Origin of the sequence: Actinomadura soli, assembly GCF_005889715.1 — a bacterium.
GTDB classification, from domain to species: Bacteria; Actinomycetota; Actinomycetes; order Streptosporangiales; family Streptosporangiaceae; genus Spirillospora; species Spirillospora soli.
Genome location: NZ_VCKW01000093.1, coordinates 1 through 22,889 on the forward strand (window position 1 = coordinate 1; position 22,889 = coordinate 22,889).

Annotated in this window: 26 protein-coding genes and 1 pseudogene; 14 read left to right on the forward strand and 13 right to left on the reverse strand. The window is 71.9% G+C overall.

All coding sequences use genetic code 11. From position 1 onward, the window contains the following. Positions 1-230: 230 nt before the first annotated feature. Complete coding sequence (locus ETD83_RS19140; RefSeq protein WP_138646504.1) at positions 231-776, reverse strand: hypothetical protein; 546 nt, start codon at positions 774-776, stop codon at positions 231-233. A gap of 182 nt (positions 777-958) precedes the next feature. Between ETD83_RS19140 and ETD83_RS43755 the strand changes: the two genes are divergently transcribed. Continuing rightward, positions 959-1,768, forward strand: a complete 810-nt coding sequence (locus tag ETD83_RS43755) for a hypothetical protein (RefSeq protein WP_205717759.1) — start codon at positions 959-961, stop codon at positions 1,766-1,768. On the opposite strand, the gene ETD83_RS19150 is transcribed toward ETD83_RS43755, so the two are convergent. Continuing rightward, entirely contained in the window at positions 1,744-2,073 is a 330-nt protein-coding gene (locus ETD83_RS19150; RefSeq protein WP_230421019.1) for a hypothetical protein, read from the reverse strand. The genes ETD83_RS43755 and ETD83_RS19150 overlap by 25 nt on opposite strands. Positions 2,074-2,370: 297 nt before the next feature. Here ETD83_RS19150 and ETD83_RS19155 point away from each other — a divergent pair, with 297 nt between their 5' ends. Continuing rightward, positions 2,371-4,350, forward strand: a complete 1,980-nt coding sequence (locus ETD83_RS19155) for a right-handed parallel beta-helix repeat-containing protein (protein WP_205717760.1) — start codon at positions 2,371-2,373, stop codon at positions 4,348-4,350. A gap of 9 nt (positions 4,351-4,359) precedes the next feature. Here ETD83_RS19155 and ETD83_RS19160 read toward each other — a convergent pair whose 3' ends face one another. From ETD83_RS19160 to ETD83_RS44600, 3 genes are all read right to left on the reverse strand, one after another. Continuing rightward, complete coding sequence (locus ETD83_RS19160) at positions 4,360-4,707, reverse strand: VOC family protein (RefSeq protein ID WP_138646506.1); 348 nt, start codon at positions 4,705-4,707, stop codon at positions 4,360-4,362. Between the two features lie 126 nt (positions 4,708-4,833). Beyond that, the gene (locus ETD83_RS19165) at positions 4,834-5,700 is read right to left on the reverse strand and encodes a DUF6745 domain-containing protein (protein WP_138646507.1); all 867 of its coding nucleotides are present in this window, start codon (positions 5,698-5,700) and stop codon (positions 4,834-4,836) included. 120 nt (positions 5,701-5,820) lie between these two features. Next, a complete protein-coding gene (locus tag ETD83_RS44600) occupies positions 5,821-5,925 on the reverse strand; it encodes a proprotein convertase P-domain-containing protein (protein ID WP_230421020.1) in 105 nt (34 codons plus the stop codon). A 165-nt stretch (positions 5,926-6,090) separates the two neighbouring features. Here ETD83_RS44600 and ETD83_RS19170 point away from each other — a divergent pair, with 165 nt between their 5' ends. Continuing rightward, complete coding sequence (locus ETD83_RS19170) at positions 6,091-6,639, forward strand: helix-turn-helix domain-containing protein (RefSeq protein ID WP_230421021.1); 549 nt, start codon at positions 6,091-6,093, stop codon at positions 6,637-6,639. Positions 6,640-6,712: 73 nt separating this feature from the next. Here ETD83_RS19170 and ETD83_RS19175 read toward each other — a convergent pair whose 3' ends face one another. Next, the gene (locus ETD83_RS19175; protein WP_205717761.1) at positions 6,713-7,438 is read right to left on the reverse strand and encodes a S1 family peptidase; all 726 of its coding nucleotides are present in this window, start codon (positions 7,436-7,438) and stop codon (positions 6,713-6,715) included. Positions 7,439-7,586: 148 nt separating this feature from the next. Here ETD83_RS19175 and ETD83_RS19180 point away from each other — a divergent pair, with 148 nt between their 5' ends. The 4 genes from ETD83_RS19180 to ETD83_RS19195 are packed head-to-tail and all read left to right on the forward strand — an operon-like array spanning position 7,587 to position 10,550. After that, positions 7,587-8,393: an arsenate reductase/protein-tyrosine-phosphatase family protein gene (locus ETD83_RS19180; protein WP_138646509.1), complete on the forward strand. Its 807-nt coding sequence runs from the start codon at positions 7,587-7,589 to the stop codon at positions 8,391-8,393. Beyond that, entirely contained in the window at positions 8,390-8,779 is a 390-nt protein-coding gene (locus ETD83_RS19185; protein ID WP_138646510.1) for a VOC family protein, read from the forward strand. Before ETD83_RS19180 ends, ETD83_RS19185 begins: the two co-directional genes overlap by 4 nt. 29 nt (positions 8,780-8,808) lie before the next feature. Then, positions 8,809-9,777 carry an ABC transporter ATP-binding protein gene (locus ETD83_RS19190; RefSeq protein ID WP_138646511.1) on the forward strand — a complete coding sequence of 323 codons (969 nt, stop codon included), beginning with the start codon at positions 8,809-8,811 and terminating at the stop codon, positions 9,775-9,777. Further along, positions 9,774-10,550: an ABC transporter permease gene (locus ETD83_RS19195; protein WP_138646512.1), complete on the forward strand. Its 777-nt coding sequence runs from the start codon at positions 9,774-9,776 to the stop codon at positions 10,548-10,550. Before ETD83_RS19190 ends, ETD83_RS19195 begins: the two co-directional genes overlap by 4 nt. Before the next feature lie 70 nt (positions 10,551-10,620). Here the strand turns inward: ETD83_RS19195 and ETD83_RS19200 are convergent, their stop codons facing one another. Then, positions 10,621-11,730 carry a serine hydrolase domain-containing protein gene (locus tag ETD83_RS19200; RefSeq protein WP_205717762.1) on the reverse strand — a complete coding sequence of 370 codons (1,110 nt, stop codon included), beginning with the start codon at positions 11,728-11,730 and terminating at the stop codon, positions 10,621-10,623. A 180-nt stretch (positions 11,731-11,910) separates the two neighbouring features. Here ETD83_RS19200 and ETD83_RS19205 point away from each other — a divergent pair, with 180 nt between their 5' ends. The 7 genes and pseudogenes from ETD83_RS19205 (at position 11,911) to ETD83_RS19230 (ending at position 15,751) form a co-directional block, all read left to right on the forward strand. After that, the gene (locus ETD83_RS19205; protein ID WP_138646514.1) at positions 11,911-12,114 is read left to right on the forward strand and encodes a DUF2997 domain-containing protein; all 204 of its coding nucleotides are present in this window, start codon (positions 11,911-11,913) and stop codon (positions 12,112-12,114) included. Continuing rightward, the gene (locus tag ETD83_RS19210) at positions 12,111-12,593 is read left to right on the forward strand and encodes a 4Fe-4S cluster-binding domain-containing protein (protein WP_171064324.1); all 483 of its coding nucleotides are present in this window, start codon (positions 12,111-12,113) and stop codon (positions 12,591-12,593) included. Before ETD83_RS19205 ends, ETD83_RS19210 begins: the two co-directional genes overlap by 4 nt. Positions 12,594-12,631: 38 nt before the next feature. Beyond that, positions 12,632-12,787 carry a hypothetical protein gene (locus tag ETD83_RS43760; protein WP_205717763.1) on the forward strand — a complete coding sequence of 52 codons (156 nt, stop codon included), beginning with the start codon at positions 12,632-12,634 and terminating at the stop codon, positions 12,785-12,787. 486 nt (positions 12,788-13,273) lie between these two features. Next, a pseudogene (locus tag ETD83_RS46020) lies at positions 13,274-13,570 on the forward strand (Hsp70 family protein); the annotation flags it as partial. Between the two features lie 70 nt (positions 13,571-13,640). Then, a complete protein-coding gene (locus tag ETD83_RS46025; RefSeq protein ID WP_407921500.1) occupies positions 13,641-14,213 on the forward strand; it encodes an Hsp70 family protein in 573 nt (190 codons plus the stop codon). Between the two features lie 183 nt (positions 14,214-14,396). Continuing rightward, positions 14,397-14,804, forward strand: a complete 408-nt coding sequence (locus tag ETD83_RS19225) for a DUF1257 domain-containing protein (protein WP_138646517.1) — start codon at positions 14,397-14,399, stop codon at positions 14,802-14,804. Positions 14,805-14,908: 104 nt separating this feature from the next. Continuing rightward, positions 14,909-15,751: an SMP-30/gluconolactonase/LRE family protein gene (locus ETD83_RS19230; RefSeq protein WP_138646518.1), complete on the forward strand. Its 843-nt coding sequence runs from the start codon at positions 14,909-14,911 to the stop codon at positions 15,749-15,751. A 7-nt stretch (positions 15,752-15,758) separates the two neighbouring features. Here ETD83_RS19230 and hpnH read toward each other — a convergent pair whose 3' ends face one another. The 6 genes from hpnH to hpnC form a co-directional block, all read right to left on the reverse strand. After that, positions 15,759-16,763 (reverse strand): adenosyl-hopene transferase HpnH, encoded by a 1,005-nt coding sequence (hpnH, locus tag ETD83_RS19235; protein WP_138646519.1) that lies wholly within the window; start codon positions 16,761-16,763, stop codon positions 15,759-15,761. Then, entirely contained in the window at positions 16,760-18,619 is a 1,860-nt protein-coding gene (gene shc, locus ETD83_RS19240) for a squalene--hopene cyclase (protein WP_205717764.1), read from the reverse strand. Before shc ends, hpnH begins: the two co-directional genes overlap by 4 nt. 85 nt (positions 18,620-18,704) lie before the next feature. Further along, positions 18,705-19,715, reverse strand: a complete 1,011-nt coding sequence (locus ETD83_RS19245) for a polyprenyl synthetase family protein (RefSeq protein ID WP_138646521.1) — start codon at positions 19,713-19,715, stop codon at positions 18,705-18,707. Then, positions 19,712-21,070, reverse strand: a complete 1,359-nt coding sequence (hpnE, locus tag ETD83_RS19250) for a hydroxysqualene dehydroxylase HpnE (protein WP_138646522.1) — start codon at positions 21,068-21,070, stop codon at positions 19,712-19,714. The genes ETD83_RS19245 and hpnE overlap by 4 nt, the downstream gene beginning before the upstream one ends. Continuing rightward, positions 21,067-21,927, reverse strand: a complete 861-nt coding sequence (gene hpnD, locus ETD83_RS19255; protein WP_138646523.1) for a presqualene diphosphate synthase HpnD — start codon at positions 21,925-21,927, stop codon at positions 21,067-21,069. Before hpnD ends, hpnE begins: the two co-directional genes overlap by 4 nt. A gap of 1 nt (position 21,928) precedes the next feature. After that, positions 21,929-22,786 (reverse strand): squalene synthase HpnC, encoded by an 858-nt coding sequence (hpnC, locus tag ETD83_RS19260; RefSeq protein WP_138646524.1) that lies wholly within the window; start codon positions 22,784-22,786, stop codon positions 21,929-21,931. Between the last annotated feature and the right edge of the window lie 103 nt (positions 22,787-22,889).

Here is a 22,889-nt window from a genome sequence, read left to right on the forward strand (position 1 = left end):
GGTGTGTATAAGAGACGGGGGGGACGGCGGGGGGCACGTGAGGGAGCACGTTGACCACTCCTGAGGAAATGAGTTCCTTCGGCGGACGTGAGTATCGATCAAGCGTGCGCGCCCAACAAGGTCCAGAATCGGCCAGAAGCGAGAGGTGCGATTACCGGACGGGAGTTCGGCCAGTTGAGCCGCCCCGACCCGATTACGGCCGCGCCGGAATGCGGGAATCGGTGTGATGGTCAGCGGTGTCGGTCGGCTATCTTCATGGTCCAGCCGTAAAACGTTTTCGGGTCGCCCAGGGCGTTTTGCAGGCCGGAGTCGACAATGGGGGCGTTAGCGGCGTTCAGCAGGTCGTACAGACCGAGATAGGCCCATTCCCAGACCATGGCGTCGAAGTTGTAGGCGTGCATGAGCGGGGTGAGGCATTTCCGGATGCCGGTGACTTCTTCCGGCGAGAATCCGGCCTCGCTCAGGCGGAGAATGGTCGCGCGTTCGTCCGCAGGGTCGAACTGCGTGTCCAGGAACGGCTCCAGGAGGTCGCCCCAGGTATCCGGGCGGATTTTCCGGACGATGCCGTGGCGGCGGCAGAACCGTTCGAGGTCGGCCTGCCGGCGCTTGGGGACGAACAGCGTCTCGCCGCGGGCCGTTCGTATCTCGGGGCTGATGGCCTTCCAGTCGGCGTCGCGGATCTGGTCGGGCGTGACCATTCCGAAGGGGTGGACCGTGGCGCCGCGAAAGTCGTAGCGCAGGAAGCAGATGTGGTCGTCGGCGAAGCTGACCTCCATCGGTTCAGGGTGGTCGCTCGCCGGCGTGTGCGGAAGGACGGTGAGCTGTGAGATTCACCGCTCCGTGCTTCCGCGTCGCCGACTCACCACGTAGGGTGCCGGGGAGCAACACGCGGGAGGCCAGGCGAATGGACGGGGCGCGAGCGATTTCCTTGGTGGTGGATTGGATCCGGACCCGCGGCTTGGACTACCCCACCGAGGGATTGGCGGCGGATCGCTTCGAGACCGGGTGGAGCGTGTACGCGCCGGTGGACGTCGACGAGAGCGACCCCATGGCCTTTCTGGACATGCCGGTGGGACGGTCGGTGTTCCTGGTGGGCGACTCCGGCCGGATCGAGGAGGTGTCGTCCTCGGTTCCGCCGCGATACGCCCAGGACGAGTTCACCGCGCGGGAACGTGCCACTCGCGGCGGGAACGACACAGGCGGTGGGAATGACACAGGCGGCGGGCTGGACGCCGACGCGTACATGGCCGAGTTCGTGCGGTGGCTTGAGCAGGAGGAATCGTCGGACGAACCGGCCATCAGCGGGTTCACCATCGTCGGCTCCGGACCCGATGGCGGTCCCGACGATGTGATCGCCGCGGAGGCCGCGCGGCTGATCGAACCGATCGTGCAGCAATTGGCGCTGCTCGGCCCGGCCGAATGGGAGTGGCTGTGGGCGGAATTCGCGTTCACCGTCTCGGCTGAGATCTCCCACCTGCGGTTCTCGTCCTACCATCGGTCGGTCGTCGTTCCGGTCCCGGAACCGGTGGTGGCGCTCGTCCGCGACCAGCGGCACGTCGCGGCGGGAATGTCGGCCGGGCCGTGGTGGCGGCTGCTGCTGACCGTTACGAACCGCGGCGAGACGACCGTGAACTACGACTACGGCGATGGCCCCTTTCCGCACGACCAAATGCTGCCGCCCGGGGATTACCGGAACGACCTGGAGGCGTATCCCCGCCCGCACGTGCCGCCCTGGCTCGCCCGCTACATCGACGGGCCGGACGCATAAGGCCCGTCCGACCGGTCCGTTCGGAGGAAGCGGACGATGACGAAGCCGATGCTCGCGGCGGCCGCCGTCAGGACGATCGCCTGCCCGATCGTCGTGATCCGCTCGTTCCGGCCGGGCGGGAGCCCGATCATCTGGACGGCGGCGCCGACCGGAACGGCCAATCGCGCGAGGAGACCCGTCCATCCGGGCAGGGTGACGCACGCGCCTATCGCCCCTAGAGGCGCGCCCAACATGACGGCGGCGACCCACCACAAAAGTGGTGAGGTCAGGGCGCCGAACCCTGCTCCGATCGCCAGAGCGCTCACCAGGGCCGCCATGAGGCGAGTCGCAGGCGGACGGTCTCGCCATCGACGGGCACGTTGCTGATGATCGGTCACGAACGCCTCGCCCGCGCATGGTCCACGGCGCGAGCGTAACCAGCCGGTTGGCGCGGGCGATTCCGACGATGGTCGCGGGTCCGTCGCTCCAGAAGACGAGACATCCCGATACCAGAGGACGATGCGCGATCGACCCTCGGCCGACGCGCGCCCCGCCCGCCCGCGGGGAGTGTTGAGACGAGGCTCTTCAAGGACGAAGGCTCATCGGACCGATCGGGAGGCGGAGTGGGGATCAAGGGGAGACGCGCGGGCGCGGTCGCGGCGGTGCTGGTCATCGGTGTGCCGGTCGCGACGGTGCCGTCATCGGCCTCGGCGCGGGCAGGCCAGGGACCCGAGCAGTTGTACGTCGCGCCGTGGGGAAAAGACACCTGGCCGGGCACCGTCGAGCGGCCCTTCGCGACACCGGCGCGTGCGCAGAAGGCCGTCCGGGCGCGGACGGCGCGGATGGCGTCGGACATCGTGGTGAGCTTCCGGTCGGGGACGTACCGGCTGGAGGCGCCGCTCGCCCTGACAGAGACGGCGGGCGACTCGGGCCGCAACGGTCACCGGGTGATCTACCAGGCGTACGGGTACGGGACGTCCCGGCAGGAGAAGGTGACGGTCAGCGGTGGCCGCCAGGTCACCGGCTGGCGGCCTGACGAGAGGCTGAAGGGATTCTGGCGGGCCGACGTCGGGGGCCTCGACATCCGTCAGCTGTACGTCGATGACAGGCGGGCCTCGCGTCTCGTCCGCGGCAACTCGGGGCTCGCGGACAAGCTGAAGGTGACGAAGACCGGCTACACCACCACGAGTCCGATCCCGAGAACGTGGCGCAATCCCGCCGACATCGAATTCGTGTATCGGTACGGCTATGTCGAGGGCCGGTGCGGCGTGGCCGGAATCTCCGGCGACGCCCAGCGGACCACGATCACCATGGACCAGCCGTGCTGGGACATGCTCCGGAATCTGTACGGCCCGGAAACGCCCGGGGAATGGTTCGCGGTGGAGAACTCCCCGAGCTTTTCGAGCGAGCCCGGCAGCTGGTACCTCGACCGATCCAGCCCCAAGCGGCACGTGCTGCTCTATCGGCCGCGGGCTGGGGAGGACATGCGTCGCGTCCAAGTCATCGCTCCCGTTCTTCAGACACTCGTCAGCGGTACGGGACGGGCCGGACGCCCACTGCACGATGTCGCCTTCAAGGGGCTGACATTCGCGCATGCAACGTGGCTGGCACCCAGCGAACCGGCCGGATTCGCCGCCGCGTGGAGCATGTACATGCGTCCGGCGAAGAACGGCGACATGACGCCGCTGACGGTGCCGGGCAACGTCGCATTCCGCACCGCGGAACGGATCAGCGTCGAGGGCAATCGGTTCGTCCACCTGGGCGCCCAGGCCCTGGAGTTCTCCGAGAACAGTTCGTACAACGTCGTGGACGGCAACGTCATCACCGGCACCTCGGACGGCGGCATCCTGATGGGCGTCGTCCCGCCCGACATGAAGGGCGTCAACCGCGGAAACCGGATCAGCAACAACTGGATCCACGGCACCGGAATGGACTACCGCGCCTCGTCCGCCATCTGGGACACCGCGACCCAGCAGACGACCATCGCCCACAACCAGGTCAACGACGTGCCGTACATCGGCATCCTGTCCGGGCCCAGCGAGGACCTGCGGGGCATCATGCACGGCAACCGCGTCCTCAACAACCGGGTGTTCCGGACCAACCGGCTCCTGGCCGACGGCGGCGGGATCTACCTCCGGGGCGAGCAGGGCACCTCTTTCGCGGACGGCGCCGTCGTCAGCGGAAACGCCGTCACCGAAAGCAAGTTCAACCCCGAATGGAACGTCGGCATTTACACCGACGACAGTTCCAGGTGGATGACGGTGGACCGCAATGTCGTCTACGACTACGTGGCCTCCATCGGCGGCTGCAGCGAGGAGTGGGGCGACCGGCCCGTCCGGAACGTGCGGTTCCGGGGGAACTTCTGGGACGATGCCGTGCCCGGTTGGCTGGAGCGCAAGGAGTATCCGGGAGCCTGGCCTCCGGCCGACGAGCAGAACCCGGAAGAAGGGTGCGGCGAGCCCCGGGAACTGCAATTCGCCGGGAACACGAAACTGAGCCCCGCCAACCCGGGTCAGGCATGCGCAGACCATCCCGGCTGTGCCGCGATCGTGCGCAAGGCCGGGCTGCTCCCGTCCTACCGGCATCTCCTGGAGGCGCCATAGCGCACCGGCTCAGCCATCGCCGCTGCCGCCGCCGAGGCTGATCTCGTTGCCTTCCGCGTCGCGGTAAATGACCTTGGTCACGCCATTGCCGTACGCCTCGCGCCCGGCGGGCTCGATGCCTCGCCCGGCGATGCCGGCCACCCGGTCATCGAGGTCGCCGACGAACGAGAACACCAGGGCGTTCCCCGCCCGGTCCGGGTCCTGCACGATGTAGACGTACCGGTGCTCGGCCACCTCCCACACCGCTTCGATGTCGTTCGGGAGGAACGACGGCGGCTTGCCGAAGAATCGCTCGTACCACGGCAGCGCCGCCGCGTAGTCGGTGACGGGGATACCGGCGAAGAGATCGAGTGCCATGCCGCCTTCCTTCCGTAGTCGATGTGGCGCAGGTACTGACCTCGGCGGCGCCGGAAACTCACCGCCGGAGCGACGAGCAGGGGCGGGCCGGGACGAGACCGACTCTCGTCCCGGCCCGCCGGGCGGTCATGCCGGTTGCGGATGCCAGCCGTCGCGATAGCGGACGCCGTCGCGGCCGAGCCGGACCTCGTCGTGCCAGGCCCCGGGAACCGCTTCGGTGCGGATCCGGTCGGGCCGGTCGACCACGACGCACACCTCCTCGCCGGGCCACCACCACCCGCACGAGCGCGCCACCGCGGCCCAGTGGCCGAGGTGGTCGAGCTGGTCCGGGCCGTAACGCGCCAGGCCGAGCCGGTGCAGGACGTCGTAGTAGGCGATCCACGCCGCGTCCTGCTGCCCGTACCAGCACACCGGCAGGGGCCCGCGAGCGGTCAGCACGGTGCGGACGGCAAAGCGGAACCCGTGGGCCAGGCTCCGGTGCAGGGCGGTGTGTACGCCCTGGTGCAGCACGACGCCGAGCGGAACACCGGCGCGGAGCGCCTCCGCGGGCGGCAGTTCGCGCCAGCGTTCACCGTGCTTGCCCTTCCGCGCCGGAGCCAGCTCGGGATCGACGTGGACGACCCCGGCGCTGAGCGCGCCGCGGAGCTGGGACGCGACCATGGCCAGATCGCTGGCCAGCGGGGACGGCCCCGACGCACGCGGGTTCCGGAGCCGCAGGTAGAGCTCGTCCAGCGTGGGCAGGCCCGCGACCAGCGGGACCGCCTGAGCCGGAGAGTCGACCCACGCGAACCGGGGCCGTGGACGGGACATGCGTGCGTAGATCGCGGTGAGGCCGCGTTCGGTGGTCTGCCGGTCTGCGGGTTCCGTGGACAGGCCGTGGTCGAGCCATTCCTGCCTGATCTTGACTGCTTCCCGCCACCGGTCGTGAGCGTTCCTGCCGCGGACATCGGCCGCGGGCCGAGCGGCGTCATCGCGCCGCGTGGGCGCGGTCACCGCGCGTGGGCGTCGCCGCCCTTTCGGTTGGAGATCATGTTTCGATGATGGCCCGCGCCCCGCCGTCCGCGCAACCCTGCGCGGACGGCGGGGCCCCTGGCCAGCGGGAAGGGCCGCCGGTCAGAAGGTGAGGCTCCAGGCGTCGATGTAGCCGCTGTCGTTGGCCTCCATGTCGGTCACCCGCAGTTTCCACCCCGGCCGGCCCGGCCCCGGCCGATACGGCATCACGGCTGGTGAGAGGCGGCGTGGCCACCGCCGTCCACCCGGACTTCCGCCAACGGCGAAGCGGCGCGGCACGGGGGAGCTGAATCTTTAGAATCAGCAAAAGGCCCAGCCCGGCCCCATGATCACCGGGCAGGCGGCAGGATGGCGCTGTCAGGAGGACCCACGATGGCGGACTCGTTCGATCGCGCGTTGCGAGGGGCGATTCGGGCGCGGGGGCAGAGCCTGGAGCGGTTGCACGTCAAGCTCGCCGAGCGCGGCATCCACGTCAGCATGGCGAGCCTGGGCAACTGGCAGCGCGGCCGGTGCCGTCCGGAACGTTCCCAGTCGCTGCGCGCCGTCCGCGCCCTCGAAGAGATCCTGGACCTGGCGCCGTACTCGCTGGCCGTGCTGCTGGGCCCGCGGCGTCCCCGCGGCCGGTGGGTCCGGACGGTGCACGGGGGGCCGTCGTACCGCGACGTCTGCGAGGTGCACGACGACGGGCCGGAGGCCACCTTCGACCAGCGGTGGTTCCGTTTCCCCGCGCACACCTATCTCCTGCGCGTCCAGTTCGAGCCGGACACGCTGCCGACCCGCTGCCACCGCACCTGGCAGCCCAACGTGTCGGCGCCTTCGGCGGACGTGCAGGAGCTGCGGCTGTCCGGCTGGCACACCGTCCGCGTGGCGGATCTGGAGGTGCGGCCGGGCGTGCACGGGATCCGGTGGGAATGGGACTGACCCCTCGGCCTGTCGGATGCGCCCGGCCGGAACTGGGTTCCGGCCGGGCGATCCGGGCGGGGGGCGGGGTCTGTCAGACGCCGGCCACCGAGCGGATCCAGGACCGGCCCGCGGGCACGCTCCCGTAGGTCTGCTCGGACCGGCCGTCGGCGGTGGAGGCGACGCCTACCTGCTGGTCGTTGTAGCGCTGCGGGCCGCCCGAGTCACCGCTCCAGGCGTTCCCGTTGATCTTGGTGGTGCAGATCGCCGGGCCGTAGCGGTGGTCGAGGCACGTTCCCGAAACGGACGTGACGCGGACGTCCGCGCACTTGAGCTGTTCCGAGAGCGGGCCGTTGTAACCGGTACGGCCCCAGCCGCAGATCTGGTTCGTCGATCCGACCGGCGGATCGGTGTCGGCGAGCCTGGAGTAGGTGGTCTCGTGGCCGGAGGCCAGGTGCACCAGCGCCAGGTCGCCCTTCGGCGCCACCTGGTGGTCGGTCACGTTGATCGTGGTCGCCTGCGCCCGGTAGACGCTGCCGGCGCGGACCGTGAGGCCGCTGCCGACGCAGTGGGCCGCGGTGAGGACCCAGGTCGCGGCGATGACGGTCCCGGAGCATGTGAACGCTCCATTGCGATAGATCGAGGCGGCCCACGGGGCGTCCGCGTCGGTCACGAGGTAGCCGCCGATGATGGGCGGCGCGGCCTGGGCCGCCGGCGGGCGGGCCTCGCCGGCTCCCTCGGCCGCCGTGGCCGGGACGGCCATTCCGACAAGCATGGCCAGTACGGCGCAGGCCAAGGGAATGGTGCGTGGGGTGGGCATGCACAGCTCCTTTGCCGCGTAATGCGCAAAAGCTCCTTAAAAATAGACCAGCGGCGCACTTCTGTGACACTTCTAGACAGGTCCAAATTTTCAGTGTGAATACTCTTTCACTAGATACATCAAACGGGTTTGATGTATCCTGGGCGGCATGGAGTCCACGGATCACGCCCTCCCGGCCTTCGTGCGGCTGGCCGCGCATCCGCTGCGCTGGCGGCTGCTGCGCGAGCTGGCCGGCGGCGACCACCGGGTCCGCGAGCTGGTGGACGCGGTCGGCGAGGCGCAGAACCTGGTCTCCTACCATCTGCGGCTGCTGCGCGACGGCGGGCTGGTCACCGCGCGGCGCAGCAGCTTCGACGCCCGCGACAGCTACTACCACCTCGACCTGGAGCGTTGCGCGCACGCGCTGACCGCGGCCGGCGCCGCCCTGCACCCGGCCCTGCACCCGGCCCTGCACCCGGACCCGGCCCTGCATCCGGCGCTCGCTCCCGGCCCGGACCTACCGCAGGCCACATCCGGACGCCGTCCCGCCGTGCTGTTCGCGTGCACGGGCAACAGCGCCCGCTCACCGATCGCCGAAGCGCTCCTCGACCGCCGCGCGGGCGGCCGCGTCGAGGTGGCCAGCGCGGGCAGCCACCCGGGGCAGCGGCTGCACCCGGACGCCGTGCGGGTGCTGCGCGAGCGCTACGGCGTCGACGTCGCCGACCGGCGCCCGCGGCACCTGGACGCCCTGGCAGGACGGCGCTTCGACTACGTCATCAGCCTGTGCGACAAGGTCCGCGAGGTGTGCCCCGACTTCGGCGACCGCACCCGTCGCGTCCACTGGAGCATTCCCGACCCCGGCGGCGCCGGGAGCGCGGGCCGGTCCGCCTTCGTGAGGACGGCGGCGGACATCGACACCCGCATCCGCTACCTGCTGCCCCTGCTCATCCATCCACCACGAGAGGTCTCGTCATGACCGCACCCGACCAGCTCGCCAGCGTCCGTTACCTGGTCGACGACGTCCAGGCGGCCGCCGACTTCTACACCGCGCACCTGGGCTTCACGCTGCGCACCAGCGCCGGGGCCGCCTTCGCCGACGTGGTGCGCGGGCCGCTGCGGCTGCTGCTGTCCGGGCCCGCCAGCTCCGGCGCCCGCGCCACGCCCGAGCCCGCCGTCCCCGGCCGCAACCGCATCCACCTGGTCGTCGACGACCTCGACGCCGAGATCGGCCGGCTCCGCGCCGCCGGGCTGACCTTCGACGGCGACGTCGTCAGCGGCCCCGGCGGGCGGCAGATCCTGCTCACCGACCCCGCCGGCAACCTCGTCGAGCTCTTCCAGCCCGCCGCCGCCCCGAGCCGGTAATCGGGCGTGCGGGCTGGAAGAATGCCCGCATGATCTCGGTTGAGGGCCTGACCAAGCATTTCGGCCCGGTTCGTGCCGTGGACGGGCTGAGTTTCACCGCCCGTCCGGGAATGGTCACCGGTTTTCTCGGGCCGAACGGGGCCGGGAAGACGACCACACTGCGGATGCTGCTCGGGCTCGTGACGCCCACCTCGGGACGGGCCCTGGTCAACGGGCGTCCGTACGCGGAGCTGGACCGTCCGGTCACCGAGGTCGGCGCCGCGCTGGAGGCGACCGGCTTCCATCCCGGCCGCAGCGCCCGCGACCATCTGCGGATCGCCTGCACGGCCGCCGGGCTCCCCGAGCGGCGGGTGGACACCGTGCTGGAGCGGACCGGGCTCACCACGGCCGCCGACCGCCGGGTGATCGGCTACTCCCTCGGCATGCGGCAGCGGCTCGCGCTGGCCACGGCGATCCTGGGCGAGCCGCGCGTCCTCATCCTGGACGAGCCCGCCAACGGCCTCGACCCGGCGGGCGTCCACTGGCTGCGCTCACTGCTGCGCCACCTGGCGGAGGAGGGCTGCACGGTCCTGGTCTCCAGCCATGTGCTGCCCGAGGTCGAGCAGACCGCCGACCACGTCGTCATCGTGGCGCACGGCCGGCTGGTCCGGGACGCGCCGCTGGCCGAGCTGGTCGGCGCCGGCGGCGAGCTCCGGGTCCGGACCGAGCAGGCCGGGGAGCTGGCCGTCGCGCTGGAGAACGCGGGCGGGCGGGTACGGCGCGAGGACGACCGGCTGTGGGTGACCGGCCTCGAACCCGAGGACGTCGGGCGCGCGGCCCTGGACACGCGAGCGGTGCTCACCGAGCTCGGCCGGGAGCGCTCCGCACTGGAGAAGATCTTCCTGGAGCTCACCATGGCGGAACCGGACGGCCCGCCCGCGCCCCCCGGCACGGGCCCGGGCCCGGAGGAGACGGGCCCGGAGAAGGTCGGCGCGCCGGGGAAGGGCGGGCAGTCATGATCAACCTGGTCAGGGCGGAGCTGCTGAAGATCCGTTCCACCCGGATGTGGCTCGGCATGCTGGCCCTGAGCCTGGGCTTCAGCCTGATGGGCCTGGCCGTGTACGTGGCGCTGTCCGGGGTCGAGATGGACGGGGACATGGCGATCCCGCCCGTCACCGACCCGCAGACCGTCCGGGCGTTCTACGCCAGCGCGAGCGGCGGCGTCCTGTTCATGATGATCCTCGGCATCATGGGGATCACCGGCGAGTACCGGCACCAGACGATCAGCGGGACGTTCCTGGTCACGCCCGTCCGCGGCCGGGTGCTGGCGGCCAAGCTGATCTCCTACTTCCTGTTCGGCGCCGGGTTCGGGCTGGCGACGGTGCTGGCCACGGTGGCGGTGGCGCTGCCCGCGCTGGCGATCAAGGGCGGCTCGACCTCGCTGCTGGACCATGACGTCCCGCTGATCCTGGGCGGCACCGTCCTGGCGATGGCGCTGTACGCGCTGGTCGGGCTGGGGCTGGGCGCGCTGATCCGCAACCAGATCGCGGCGATCATCGTGGCGGTGGGCTGGGTGCAGCTCGTGGAGGGCATCGTCACCGTCGCGCTGCCGCAGGTGGGGCAGTGGCTGCCCGCCGGGGCGGTGCGGGCGATCACGTTCACCACGTCGATGTTCGGGCCGGGCGAGCTGGACACGCTGCCGGCCTGGGGCGGGGTGCTGCTGCTCGTCGGGTACGGGCTGGCGTTCGCGGCCGTCGCCACCGTCACGACCGTCCGCCGCGACATCACCTAGACAGCGCGGACGGTCTGTTGCGTCCTTTCCGGTGCGGGCCCGTGCGGCCACGAGCCCGGCGCGGGCGTCACTAGCAGAGAGCGGTCGTGAGGGCGGCGGCCAGGTCGTCGTCCTGCGCGTCGGTGTTGCCGGGGTTGAGGTTGGCCATGACGGTGACCCGCCTGCCGTCCGCGTTGACGCCGCTGCGGGCGGAGAACCCGATCATGTCCCCGGCGTGGCCCCACAGGTGGCCGCCGCAGGGCAGCCGGACGCGCTCCAGCCCGAGGCCGTACTTCGAGCCGGACGGCCGTCCGGTCCGCCGGGTGGTCATCATCTCGCGCAGTTCGGGCGGGTCGAGGAGCCGTCCGCCGACGAGGGCGCCGAGGAAGCGGTTCACGTCGGACGCCGTCGAGACGATGTTCCCGCTCGACGGGGCGACCGAGGGGTTGAGCCGCGTCCGGTCGAGCGGCGCCGCGTCGGGGGCGGTGCGGACGTAGCCGCGCGGGTGCGGCGACGGCAGGACCGAGTCGTCGAGAGGCACGTAGGTTTGGCGCAGGCGCAGCGGCTCCAGGATGCGCCGCTTGATCTCCTCCCCGTACGGGCGCCCGGTGACCTTCTCGATCAGCATCCCGGCGAGCAGGTAGCCGGTGTTGCCGTAGGACCATCCCTTGCCGGGCTCGAACAGCGGCGGGTGCTTCAGGGCCGTGGCCAGCAGGTCGCTCCGCTCGTGGTGGGCGAGCGGATTCGCGATGATGTCCGGCAGGGACAGGTGCTCCAGGTAGTCCGGCAGGCCGCTGGTGTGCTGGAGGATGTGCCGGACGGTGATCCTGCGGTCGACCAGGCCGGGCAGGTACCGGTCGACGGGCGCGTCCAGCTCGACCTCGCCCTCGCCGACGAACTGGAGCACCACGGTCGCGACGAACGGCTTGGTGATGCTGCCCATCCGCCAGTGGCCGTCCACCGGGATGGGCTCACCGGTCCGGACGTCGCCCACGCCGCTCCTGATCACCGTCCTGCGGCCGTTGCGGTCCTCGACGTAGGCGATCGCGCCCGGCGCCCCGTCCTCCGTGGTGAGCCGATTGATCAGGCGCCTGAGCCGCCGATGGTCGTCGTCCGCGGACGCGGACGACGCCGGCACGGTCACCGTCCCCGCCGCCGCCAGGCCCACGATCGTGGCGGCGGCGATCACTTTGCGAAGCATGGCCTCTCCCTCTCGTCGCGTGATCATCACGCTAGGAGCGGCCGGACCGGATGGGCGTCCCTCTCGGGTATCGGCTCCGCGCTCGGCATTGCGTATTACGCGTCACATCCTTCGCGGCCGGATTTCCTGGAGAATGGACCGATCTGTGCGGGACGGCTCGTCTCCGGTGAGGGGTGCGCGATGGCTGAGGAGAAGGTCGAGATCGTCATCGGACCGGACGGCACCGTGGAGCTGAGAGTCGAGGGCGTGGCCGGGACGCGGTGCCTGGACGACACCGACCCCCTCGTCCAGGCGCTCGGCGGGGACGTCGAACATCACGAGCTCACCGAGGAGGCGTACCAGCAGGCGGAGGCCGACCAGCAGGACCGCCAGTGGCTGGGGTGACCGGTCCGCGGGCTCCGTGGCGGGTGCACGCCGTCCTCCCCCGCAGCGTCGCCAACGGGCCCGGTACGCGGTACGTGATCTGGAGCCAGGGCTGCGCGCTCGGGTGTCCCGGCTGTTTCAACCCCGAGACGCATCCGGCGGACGGCGTGGGCGGCGCGTCCGTCCGGACGGCCGGTGAGGTGGCCGCGGACGTGCTGGCGGACGCCGCGCACCTGGAGGGCGTGACGCTGACCGGCGGCGAGCCGCTGGAGCAGCCCGCCGCGATCGCCGCGTTCTGCGCCGAGGTGAAGGCGCGCAGCGGCCTGGGCGTGATCGTGCTGACCGGCTTCGCCCGCCGGGAGATCGAGACCGACCCGGCGCGGGCGGCGGCCGTCGCGGACGCCGACCTGGTGATCGCCGGACGCTGCGGCTGCGCGAGCGCGCGTTCGGCGACGCGGCCCGCGAGTTCCGGCTGCCCGCGCCGAAGGGGATCGCGCTGATCGGCATCCCCGGCACGGGCAAGAGCCTCACCGCGAAGATGATCGGCGGGCTGTGGCGGCTGCCACTGCTGCGCCTGGACGTCGGCGCGCTGCACCGTTTCGGCGGCGACATCGGAATCGGCGCCGCGACGGGAGCCGTGGCCGCCGCGGACGACGACATCGCGCTGTCCCTGAACCAGAAAGGAGACGCATGACGACCCGTATCGGTATCGACTTCGGCACCGCGAACACGGTCGTCGCGGGCTGGGACGCCGAGCACGGCCGGGGCGCGCCCGTCCCGCTGCCCGGCGTCGACGTGCTGAGGGAGGCCGGTCCCGGGCCCGTGCAGCGGGTCGTGCCGTCGCTCATCGCCTACGCGGGCGACGGCGGCGCCCGCCGTCTCGGCTCCCAGGTCACCCCCGAGCTGTTCGAGACGCCGGGCGTCACGGTGTTCGCGTCCACCAAGACGAACGTGTCCGGGCACGCCTACGACGCGCCGCGCAGGGTCGGCGACCGCAAGATCACGGGCAGGGAGGCCGCGACGCAGTTCCTCAGCGACGTCATGGCGCTCACCCTGCTCGCCGTCGAGGACGACGACCTGGAGATCGTCGCGACCGCGCCCGTCGAGTCGTTCGACCGCTACCGCGACTGGCTGGTGCGCGAGGTGGGGGGGCGGGCTGCCCGCCGCCCGGCTGCGGGTCGTGGACGAGGCCACCGCCGCCGCCGTCGGCTACCACGCCCGCCTCAACCCCGGGGACGCGTTCGCCGTCGTCGACTTCGGCGCGGGCACCCTCGACGTGTCGGTGGTCCGCGTGCAGGAGCCCGACGCGGCCGGAGCGGGCGCCGGGGTGCGCACCATCGCCAAGAGGGGCCTGGACCTGGGCGGGAACACCATCGACGCGCTCCTCGCCGAGCACGCCGCCGCACGCCTGCCCCTTCCGGCGGGCGACCAGATCGGGCACAACCAGGTCTTCCGCCGCCTCCTGGCGTCCGCCGAGCGGGCCCAAACGCACGCTGGCCACGGCCGCGCGGGCCGACATCGAGGCCCGCGACGCCCGCACCGGCACGCTGCACCGGGTCGCCGTCACGCGGGCCGAGTTCGACGTGCTGCTCCGCGACCGGGGGGTGCTGCGGCGCGTCAACCAGGCGCTGCGCGGATGCCTGGAGGCCGCGGCGGGCCGCGGGTTCGGCGTGGACGACCTCCGCCAGGTGTTCCTCGTCGGCGGAAGCTGCCTCATCCCCGCCGTGCGGGACATCGTCGCCCTGCACTTCGATCCGGACGTCGTGCGTCTCGACCGGTCGCCACCGGCGCGGCCGGGATCGCGGGAGGCGGCGAGCTGTACGACCACGTCCAGCACGACTACGCCATCCGGCACGTCAACGGCGAGACGGGGGCGTACGAGTTCGAGACGCTGGTCGAGGCGGGCACCGCCTACCCGACGCCCGAGCCCGTCCGGACGATCACGATCAAGGCGGTGCACGACCGGCAGCGGCGGCTGGGGCTGGCCGTCTACGAGCTCGCGCACGCCACCTACCGCGACTCCGGCGCCGAGCTGGAGATCGCCTTCGACGCGGGCGGCGGCGCCCGCGCCGTGGCCGTCACCCCGCAGCAGCGCCAGGAGCGCTCGATGCTGTGGCTGAACGAGGACAGCCCGACGTTCCTGGTGGCCGATCCGCCCGCCGTCGCGGGCCAGGACCGCTTCCGCCTGGAGTTCCGCGTCGACGCGCACAAGCGCCTGACCGTCACCGCCTATGACCTGCACCGCCAAGCGCTGATACTGGACCGGCAGCCGGTCGTCCGGCTGGCCTGAAGCGAGGACCGACATGTCGCACTTCACCCGCGTACGCACCACGCTCCGCGATGCCGGCCTGCTCGCCAAGGCGCTCGCGGCGGTCGGGTTCTCCTCGGTCGAGACGCACGACGAGCCGCAAACGCTGTACGGGTACCAGGGCGACGCCCGGCCGGAACGGGCCGAAGTGATCGTCCGCCGCCGCCATGTCGGGCGGCTGAGCAACGACCTCGGGTTCCGCCGCCGCCCGGACGGCACCTTCGAGGCCGTCATCAGCGGGTACGACCGGAGCCGCTTCGACCAGGCGTGGCTGGCGGGGCTCAACCGCGCCTACGGGCACGCCGCCGCACTGCGCTACGCCGAGGACAACGGCTACGAGATCGACTCCGACGAGGTCGGCGAGAACGGCGAGCGCCGGCTCGTCCTGCGCCGCTACACCTGACCCCGAAAAAATCTCCGGCGGGTGTCGATCCGGGCGGAGCCCGCTCGTGTAGGAGGTGAGACGCCGTCCACGGGGGCGGCGGCGAACCGATTGGGGTGACGGGCATGGGCGAGGTCAGGACGCTGCTCGACGGGCGGGGGCTGGTGGAGTCGCCGCGCTGGCACGGAGACCGGCTGTACTTCTCCGACTGGACGGCGGGCGAGGTCGTCGCCGTCGACCTCGAAGGCCGCAGCGAAGTGGTCGCGCGCGTGGAGTCGCTGCCACTGTGCACCGCCTTCCTCCCGGACGGGCGGCTGCTGGTCGTCGACTCCGCAGGCGGGCGGCTGCTGCGCCGCGAACCGGACGGGAACCTGGCCCCGCACGCCGAACTCGGCGAGCCGGGCTGGAACGACATCGCGATCGACGGACGCGGCAACGCCTATGTCAACCGGGTGGGCTTCGACCCGATGACCGGGGAGGTGTCCAAGCCGGGCAGTATCTCGCTGGCCGCCGCCGATGGGACGGTGCGGGAGGTCGCCGGCGACATCGCCTTCCCCAACGGGATGGCGGTCACGCCCGACGACTCCACCCTGATCGTCGCGGACTCCTACCGGCACTGCCTGCTGGCGTTCGACATCGACCCCGACGGCGGCCTGTCGAACCGGCGGGTGTGGGCCGACCTGGGCGAGGGCACCCCGGACGGCATCTGCCTCGACGCGGAGGGCGCCGTCTGGTACGCCGACGTGCCCAACCGGTGGTGCGCGCGCGTCGCCGAGGGCGGCGCCGTCCTGGACACGATCAACCTGGACAGAGGCGGTTTCGCCTGCGCCCTCGGCGGCCCAGACGGCAGGACGCTGTTCGTCGTGGCCGCCGAGTTCCGCGGCATGACCGAGGAGGTCCCGGTGACGCCGGGCAGCGGTCAGGTGCTGGTCACGGGGGTGGACGTCCCGGGAGTGGGGCGGCCGTGACCCGTCCTCATTTCTCGCGGATGGCCCGGAGCGACTCCTTCAGCGAGCTGACCGTGCTCAGGACGGCAGTGGGCTCGTAACCGCAGTGCGCCATGCAGTTGGCGCAGCGCGGGTCGCGGCCTCGCCCGTAGGCGTCCCAGTCGGTCTCCTCGATGAGCTCCTTGTAGGTCTGGGCGTAGCCGTCCGACATCAGGTAGCAGGGACGCTGCCAGCCGAAAAGGGAGTAGGACGGGATTCCCCACGCGGTGCAGGCGAAGTCGGCCTTGCCTTCCAGGAAGTCCAGGAAGAGCGGCGAGTGGTTGAAGCGCCAACGCTTGCGCCGCCCGTCCGCGAACGCCTTGCGGAACAGTTCCCTGGTCTCCTGGACGCCGAGGAAATGCTCCTGGTCGGGTGCCTTCTCGTACGCGTACGCCGGCGAGATCATCATCTCGTCGATCTTGAGGTCGTCGTTGAGGTAGTTGAGGACGTCGATGACGGTCTGCGGCGTGTCGGTGTTGAAGAACGTCGTGTTCGTCGTCACGCGGAATCCGCGCCGCTGGCATTCCCTGATGGCGGCGACGGCGTCCTCGAAGACGCCCCCCTTGCAGACGGACGCGTCGTGCCGCTCCTTCAGCCCGTCGATGTGCACCGCCCACGCGAAGTACGGCGACGGCTTGAACCTGTCGAGCTTCTTCGGGATGAGCAGCGCGTTCGTGCACAGGAAGACGAACTTCTTCATCCTGATGAGCTCGCCGACGATCTCGTCGATCTGCGGATGCATGAGCGGTTCGCCGCCGGCGATGGACACCATCGGGGCGCCGCTCTCCTTGATGGCGGCGATGGCCTGCTCGACCGGCATCCGTTTCTTCAGGATGTCGTGCGGGTGCTGGATCTTGCCGCATCCGGCGCACGCGAGATTGCACGCGAAGAGCGGTTCGAGTTCGACGATGAGAGGGAACTTGTCCCTGCCGCGGATCTTGTTGCGGAGGATGTAGCTTCCGATGCGGACGCTCTGGCGAATCGGCATGCTCATGATGTCCGGACCTCCTTTTGCAGATAGCGGCCGAGCGCGCTGATCGGGAAGACCAGCCGGTAGAGGTGGTAGTTGATGTAGAAGTCGCCGGGGAAGCCGGTGCCGGTGTACTGCTCCTCGTCCCAGGTCCCGTCGGGGCGCTGGTTGTCGACCAGCCACCGGACGCCCGCGTCCACGGCCTGGGAGCGCTCACCGGCGGCGAGCAGCGCCAGCAGCGCCCAGGCCGTCTGCGACGCCGTCGACTCGCCCCGCCCGATCCACGCGGGGTCGTCGTAGGAGCGCAGGTCCTCGCCCCAGCCGCCGTCGTCGTTCTGGTGCCGCTCCAGCCACGCCACCGCGCGGCGGATCGCCGGTCTGCCCCGGCCGACGCCCGCGGCGACCAGCGCCGGGACGACGCTGCCCGTGCCGTACACGTGGTTCGCGCCCCAGCGTCCGAACCACGACCCGTCCGCCTCCTGGGCCTTCAGCAGCCAGACGACGGCGCGCTTGACGACCGGCGACTCCGCGAGTCCCTCCCCGCAGAGCGCTTCGACCACGTGCGCGGTCACGTCGGCGGACGGCGGGTCGATGACCGCGCCGAAGTCGCAGAAGGGCAGCTTGTTGCACAGGTCCTGGGTGTTGTCGGCGTCGAAGGCGCCGTAGCCGCCGTCGCGGGACGCCATGCCCTCCAGCCAGCGGACGGCCCGCCCGATCGGCGCCTCGGCCTCCGGGAGGTCGACCTTCCGCAGGGCGAGGATCACCTCCGCCGTGTCGTCGGTGTCGGGGTAGACGTCGTTGTCGAACTCGAACGCCCAGCCGCCCGGCGCGAGCCCCGGGCGGCGCACGGACCAGTCCCCCGGCCCGCGCACCTCCTCCCCGACGACCCAGGCGGCGGCACGGCGCAGCGCCGGATCGGAGGGCGGCATGCCCGCGTCGCCGAGCGCGTTCATCGCCAGGACCGTGTCCCAGACCGGGGACTGGCACGCCTCCAGCCGGCGGCCCTTCTCGTCCCGGATCGTAAAGCGTTCCAAACCGTCCAGGCCGCGCCGGATGACGGGATGGTCGAGGCCGTAGCCCAGCTCGTGCAGCGCCATCAGCGAGTACACCCACGGCGGCTGGATCCCGCCCCAGCAGCCGTCCGCCTCCTGCCGGGCGACGATCCAGTCTGCGGCACGGCGCATCGCCGCCCTCCGCAGCGGACGCACCGGACGCTTCTCGTACACGTGCAGGACGCGGTCGAGCCCGTTGAAGAACCGTCCCCAGCCCTTCTCGTCCTTCGCCGGACGGACGCCGCTGCGCAGCTCGGGCAGGTCGAACGGCAACGCCCGGACGGGACGCAGCGACCCGAGCACGGTCAGCGGCACGATCGTCTGCCGCGCCCAGCACGCCCAGTCGTACACGTTCAGCGGGACGCGCTTCGGCAGGTACATCAGCTCGGGCGGCATGACGGGCAGGTCGTCCCACGACCACTGCCCGAACAGGGCCAGCCAGATCCGGGTGAACACGCGGGTCGCCTCGATGCCGCCCGCGTCCCGCGCGTACTTCGCCGCCCGGCGCATGTGGTCGGCGTCCACGGGGTCGCCCGCCAGCCGCAGCGCGACGTACGCCTCGACCGTCGTCGACAGCTCGGGCGGCCCGCCGTGGAAGTTCGCCCACGTCCCGTCCTCGCGCTGCTGCGAGCGGACCCACCGCGCCGCCTCCGCGGTCTCGCGCTCGGACCGGATGCCGAGGAACTGGCGGAGCAGCAGGTCCTCCGCGTCCATGGTCACGTTGGTCTCCAGCTCGCCCTTCCACCAGCCGTCGGGCGACTGCAGGCCGAGCAGGTGGTCGCGGGCGGCGCCGACGGCGGCAGCGGCAGCCCCGGTAAGTCCAAACACGTCCTGTTGTGGGGGGACGACCCCCCACGCCCCCCGGAACGGATCGTTAGTAGTGGTCAATTCAGGCGCTCCTCGTCCGCACAGTTCAGTGGTCCCGGGAGGTGACGAAAAGGGCGATGTCGCGGAACTCGGCGCGGACGTGGTCGTCCATGCCCGAGTCTGCGAGCCGCTTCTCCGCCGACGCGATCCGGCGGTCCGCCTCGGCCGCGGCCCACTCGCGTCCGCCGGCCGCCTCGACCAGCCGCGCCATCTCCCGCAGGACGTCCTCGGGCTGCGGCCCCGGAAGCGCGTACAGCTCCGCGAGACGCTCCGACTCCGCGGTCCCGGCGGCCAGCGCGAACACGACGGGCAGCGTCTTCTTGCGGGCCCGCAGGTCGGCCAGCACCGGCTTGCCGGTCGTGTCCGGGCTGCCCCAGATGCCGAGCAGGTCGTCCACGAGCTGGAACGCCAGGCCCAGCTCGGCCCCGAACCCGGTCAGCGCCGTGACCAGCCGGGTCGGGCCCTCGCCGAGCATCGCCCCGATCGAGCAGGCGCAGGCGAGCAGCGCGCCGGTCTTGTCGGCCGCCATCGTCAGGCACTCGTCGAGGGTGACGTCGTCGCGCTGCTCGAACCCGAGGTCGAGCGCCTGGCCCGAGATGAGCCGCTGCGTCGCGGCGGCGAGGGCGCGCGCCGCCCAGTGCGCGCCCCGCGTGTGCTCGTCCAGCAGCAGCTCCTCGGACAGCGCCAGCAGCGCGTCGCCGCCGAGGATCGCGGCGGACGGGCCGAACACCGTCCACGCGGCGGGACGGTGCCGGCGGGTCCGGTCGCCGTCCATGATGTCGTCGTGCAGCAGCGAGAACGCGTGCACGAACTCGACGGCGACCGCTCCCGGCAGCGCCGTCTCGTAGGGGAGGCCGGCGGCGCGGGCCGACAGCAGCGCCAGCGCCGGACGCAGCGCCTTACCGCCGGCCGCGGCGGGACGGCCCTGCTCGTCGGTCCAGCCGAGGTGGTAGGAGACGACGCGGCGGGTCATCGGGTCGAGCCGTTCGGCGGACGCGCGCATCGCCCGGTCCACCAGCGCGCGCCCGTCGGTCATCGAGGCCGGCACGGCGGTCATCGGGGGCTCACCCCCGCGCGGGCGCCCGTCCCGGTCAGCTGCCGCCGGACCAGCCGGGCGGCGCTGAGACCGCTGCGCACGGCCCCCTCCATGGTGTCGGGCCAGCCCGTGTCCGTCCACGCGCCCGCGAGGAACAGCCACGGCAGCCGGGTCGCGGACGCGGGCCGCAGCGCGCCGCTGCCGGGGCCCTGGCGGAAGGTGGCGTGCCGTTCCCGCGTCACGAAGAAGTCGGTGACGCGGGCGCTCCGGGCGGCCGGGAACAACCGCTCCAGCGCGGCGAGGTACACCTCGCGCAGCTCGGCGGTCGGCGTGTCGATCCAGCGGTCGGCCGCCGAGACCGACACCGCCAGGTATTGGCCGGACGGGACGCCACTAATGGCCGTCCGGTCGAAGACCCATTGGACGGGCGAGTCGATCGCGGCGACGAACGGCTCGTCCAGCACGGGCCGGTCGTAGACGACATGGACGTTGACGATCGGGCTGGAGCCGAGCCCCGCCCACTCAGCCCGATCAGGGCACGCGTCCTCCGGGACGAGCGAGGACGCGACCCGGTGCGGCACCGCCACCACCACGGCGTCCGCGCTCACCGGCGCGCCGTTCACCTGCAGCTTCGGCCCGTCCTCGATGGCCGTGACCTTCGCGCCGAGGCGGACGCGGCCCCCGCCCTCCTCGATCCGCGCCGCGGCGATCGTGCCGTGCAGCTCCCCGAGCGGCACCGACGGGACGCCGACGTCGGCGGCGTCGGACCGGCCGAGCAGCGCCGTCCGGCACACGAACGCGGCGGGTCCGAGCGCGGCGTCGTCCAGCCTCATGTTCAGGGCGGCCGTGACGAACAGCTCCCACAGCGCCTCCCGGGCCCGGTCGCGCTGGCCGTGCGCGGCGAGCCAGCCGCCCATGCTCGACTCGTCGAGCGCCGGGTCGGCCGGGTCGAGCCGGTCGAGCGCCAGCGACGCGCGGACGGCGCGCAGCCGGTCGCCCGGCGAGAGCAGCGCGTACCGGGCGAGCGCGGGCATCAGGTGCAGCGGCCCCGGCGCCTTGGCGCGGCGGAGCCGCCCGCCCGGGCCGCCGGGGGTGAGGACGCGGACGTCGAAGCGGTCCTGGACGCGCACCTTGTCCGCCGCGCCGAGCCGTCCCAGCAGCCCCTGGTAGGCGGTGCAGCATTTCAGGAAGATGTGCTGCCCGTTGTCGACGGTGAGGCCGTCGCGTTCGAAAGAGTGGGTGGCGCCGCCGAGCCGGGGCCGCGCCTCGTAGACCGTCGCGCGGAGCCCGGCCTCCTGCAGCGCCAGCGCGGCCGTGATCCCCGCGAGCCCGCCGCCGACGATCGCGACGTGCCCGTCCCCCGCCCCGGGGGTCATCGGTGGATCCCCGCCATCGCCTTGGCGGACACCGCGGCCTTCTCCCAGGCCGGCAGCGACGTGCGGGTCCGCAGCGCGGCGAGCGGATCGGATCTGATGCGTTTCAGCAGCTGCCGGTAGATGCCCGCCATCGCCCCGGCGCAGGCGGCGCTGCGGCGGTCCAGCATCGGCAGCAGTTTCAGCCCGGTGTCGTACCACTCGGACGCCCGCGACGCCTGGAACCTGACGAGGGAGACGAGGTGGTCGGGCGGGTCGGTGAACTGGCCCGGCTCGTCCAGGTGCAGCGTGCAGCCGAACCTGGCGAGGTCCTTGGCGGGGAGGTAGACGCGGCCGCTGAGGCCGTCCTCCCGGACGTCCCGCAGGATGTTCGTCAGCTGCAGCGCGACGCCGAGCGCGTCCGCGCGCGGGCCCGCCGTGTCCGGGTCGGACGTGCCGAACACGCCGAGCGACAGCCGCCCGACGGCGCCGGCGACGCACCGGCAGTACCAGAGCAGGTCGTCGAACGTGTCGTAGGTCTCGCCGCGGACGTCGGCCTCGCAGCCGTCGATGAGCTCGCCGAACGCGTCCAGCGGGATGGGGTGGCGGCGCGCCGCGTCCGCCAGCGCCACCAGCACGGGATCGGACGGGTCGCCGCCCGGGTCGGCGAGCCGGGCGCGCTCCGCCGCGAGCCTGTCCAGCCGGGTCGCGGCGGGCGCGTCGTGGTCGTCGCCGATGTCGTCGATCCGGCGGGCGAACGCGTAGACGGCGCTGAGTGCCCGCCGCTTGGGCGGGGGCAGCAGGCGGATCCCGTACGAGAAGTTGCGCGCCTGCGAGCGCACCACCTCCTCGCAATGCCGGTACGCGCTGGCTTCGTCCATCTCATCTCCTTCCCAGAGTCCGCGACCACTCGATGAGGAGCCGCGGTTTTCTCGGTCGTGACGGGCCGCCCAGCACGTCGTACGCGTTCTTGTCCAATGCCGCCAGCGCCGCGAGTCCGCCGGCCACGTAGCCGGCGACGGCCACGCGGGCGAACCCGCGGAGCCGGACGGTGAGGTCGGCTCCTTCGTCCAGTAGTTCCCGTGCCCGCCGCGCCTGGAGCGCCACCACGCCGCGCAGCCGGGTCGGCGTGACGGAGGCGTCGAGGTCGCTCTCCGCGCAGCCGAACCGGCGGAGGTCGTCCTGCGGTAGATAGATCCGGCCGTTGCGGTGGTCCTCACCGACGTCCTGGCAGTGCTCGATGATCTGCAGCGCCGTGCACACCTTGTCGGACAGGCGGAGCCGGTCCGGGGTGGCGGCGCCGAACACGTGCAGGACGATGTGCCCGACGGGGTCGGCGGACACGGTGCAGTAGTCGAGCAGGTCGTCGAACGTCGTGTACCGGGAGACCTCCTGGTCCCGCCGGTTGGCCTCGATGAGGCGGCGGAACGGCTCGGCCGGTATTCCGCAGCCCGCGATCGTGCGGGCCAGGTTGCGTATCGCGGGCAGCTCCGGGCGCGTGCCCGCGTAGACGCGGTCGAGATCGCGCTCGACGGCGTCGAGGAGTGCGGCCCGCTCGCCGGGGGGCGCCTCGTCCCCGATGTCGTCCACGAGCCGGGCATAGCCGTACACGTTCAGCAGGTGCGCGCGATGGCGTGCCGGAAGGAGCCGGCTGGCGACGGGAAAATTCTCCCCCGTCTGCAGTTCATCGCGAGAACGGCGTTCCTCTGTCTCGTTCCACAAACGCTCACTGACGGACATGGCGTTCCTTCGAGGGCGGCGGTGGTGCGGGGCGCTCGAACATGCCCGATAACCGGGTGCCCGCCCGGTAAACACGGGCCACGAGGGTCCTGCGGCGTACGTC

Excerpts from the sequence above, each read along its gene's own strand:
- ETD83_RS19140 (WP_138646504.1), bottom strand. The coding sequence starts at position 776 with ATGGAGGTCAGCTTCGCCGACGACCACATCTGCTTCCTGCGCTACGAC.
- ETD83_RS19200 (WP_205717762.1), bottom strand. The coding sequence starts at position 11,730 with ATGCTTCGCAAAGTGATCGCCGCCGCCACGATCGTGGGCCTGGCGGCG.
- ETD83_RS19195 (WP_138646512.1), top strand. The coding sequence starts at position 9,774 with ATGATCAACCTGGTCAGGGCGGAGCTGCTGAAGATCCGTTCCACCCGG.
- ETD83_RS43760 (WP_205717763.1), top strand. The coding sequence starts at position 12,632 with ATGATCGGCGGGCTGTGGCGGCTGCCACTGCTGCGCCTGGACGTCGGC.
- ETD83_RS19175 (WP_205717761.1), bottom strand. The coding sequence starts at position 7,438 with ATGCCCACCCCACGCACCATTCCCTTGGCCTGCGCCGTACTGGCCATG.
- ETD83_RS19180 (WP_138646509.1), top strand. The coding sequence starts at position 7,587 with ATGGAGTCCACGGATCACGCCCTCCCGGCCTTCGTGCGGCTGGCCGCG.
- hpnD (WP_138646523.1), bottom strand. The coding sequence starts at position 21,927 with ATGGACGAAGCCAGCGCGTACCGGCATTGCGAGGAGGTGGTGCGCTCG.
- ETD83_RS44600 (WP_230421020.1), bottom strand. The coding sequence starts at position 5,925 with ATGCCGTATCGGCCGGGGCCGGGCCGGCCGGGGTGGAAACTGCGGGTG.
- hpnE (WP_138646522.1), bottom strand. The coding sequence starts at position 21,070 with ATGACCCCCGGGGCGGGGGACGGGCACGTCGCGATCGTCGGCGGCGGG.
- ETD83_RS19185 (WP_138646510.1), top strand. The coding sequence starts at position 8,390 with ATGACCGCACCCGACCAGCTCGCCAGCGTCCGTTACCTGGTCGACGAC.
- ETD83_RS19225 (WP_138646517.1), top strand. The coding sequence starts at position 14,397 with ATGTCGCACTTCACCCGCGTACGCACCACGCTCCGCGATGCCGGCCTG.
- ETD83_RS19205 (WP_138646514.1), top strand. The coding sequence starts at position 11,911 with ATGGCTGAGGAGAAGGTCGAGATCGTCATCGGACCGGACGGCACCGTG.
- ETD83_RS19230 (WP_138646518.1), top strand. The coding sequence starts at position 14,909 with ATGGGCGAGGTCAGGACGCTGCTCGACGGGCGGGGGCTGGTGGAGTCG.
- ETD83_RS19245 (WP_138646521.1), bottom strand. The coding sequence starts at position 19,715 with ATGACCGCCGTGCCGGCCTCGATGACCGACGGGCGCGCGCTGGTGGAC.
- ETD83_RS19170 (WP_230421021.1), top strand. The coding sequence starts at position 6,091 with ATGGCGGACTCGTTCGATCGCGCGTTGCGAGGGGCGATTCGGGCGCGG.
- ETD83_RS19160 (WP_138646506.1), bottom strand. The coding sequence starts at position 4,707 with ATGGCACTCGATCTCTTCGCCGGTATCCCCGTCACCGACTACGCGGCG.
- hpnH (WP_138646519.1), bottom strand. The coding sequence starts at position 16,763 with ATGAGCATGCCGATTCGCCAGAGCGTCCGCATCGGAAGCTACATCCTC.
- ETD83_RS19190 (WP_138646511.1), top strand. The coding sequence starts at position 8,809 with ATGATCTCGGTTGAGGGCCTGACCAAGCATTTCGGCCCGGTTCGTGCC.
- hpnC (WP_138646524.1), bottom strand. The coding sequence starts at position 22,786 with ATGTCCGTCAGTGAGCGTTTGTGGAACGAGACAGAGGAACGCCGTTCT.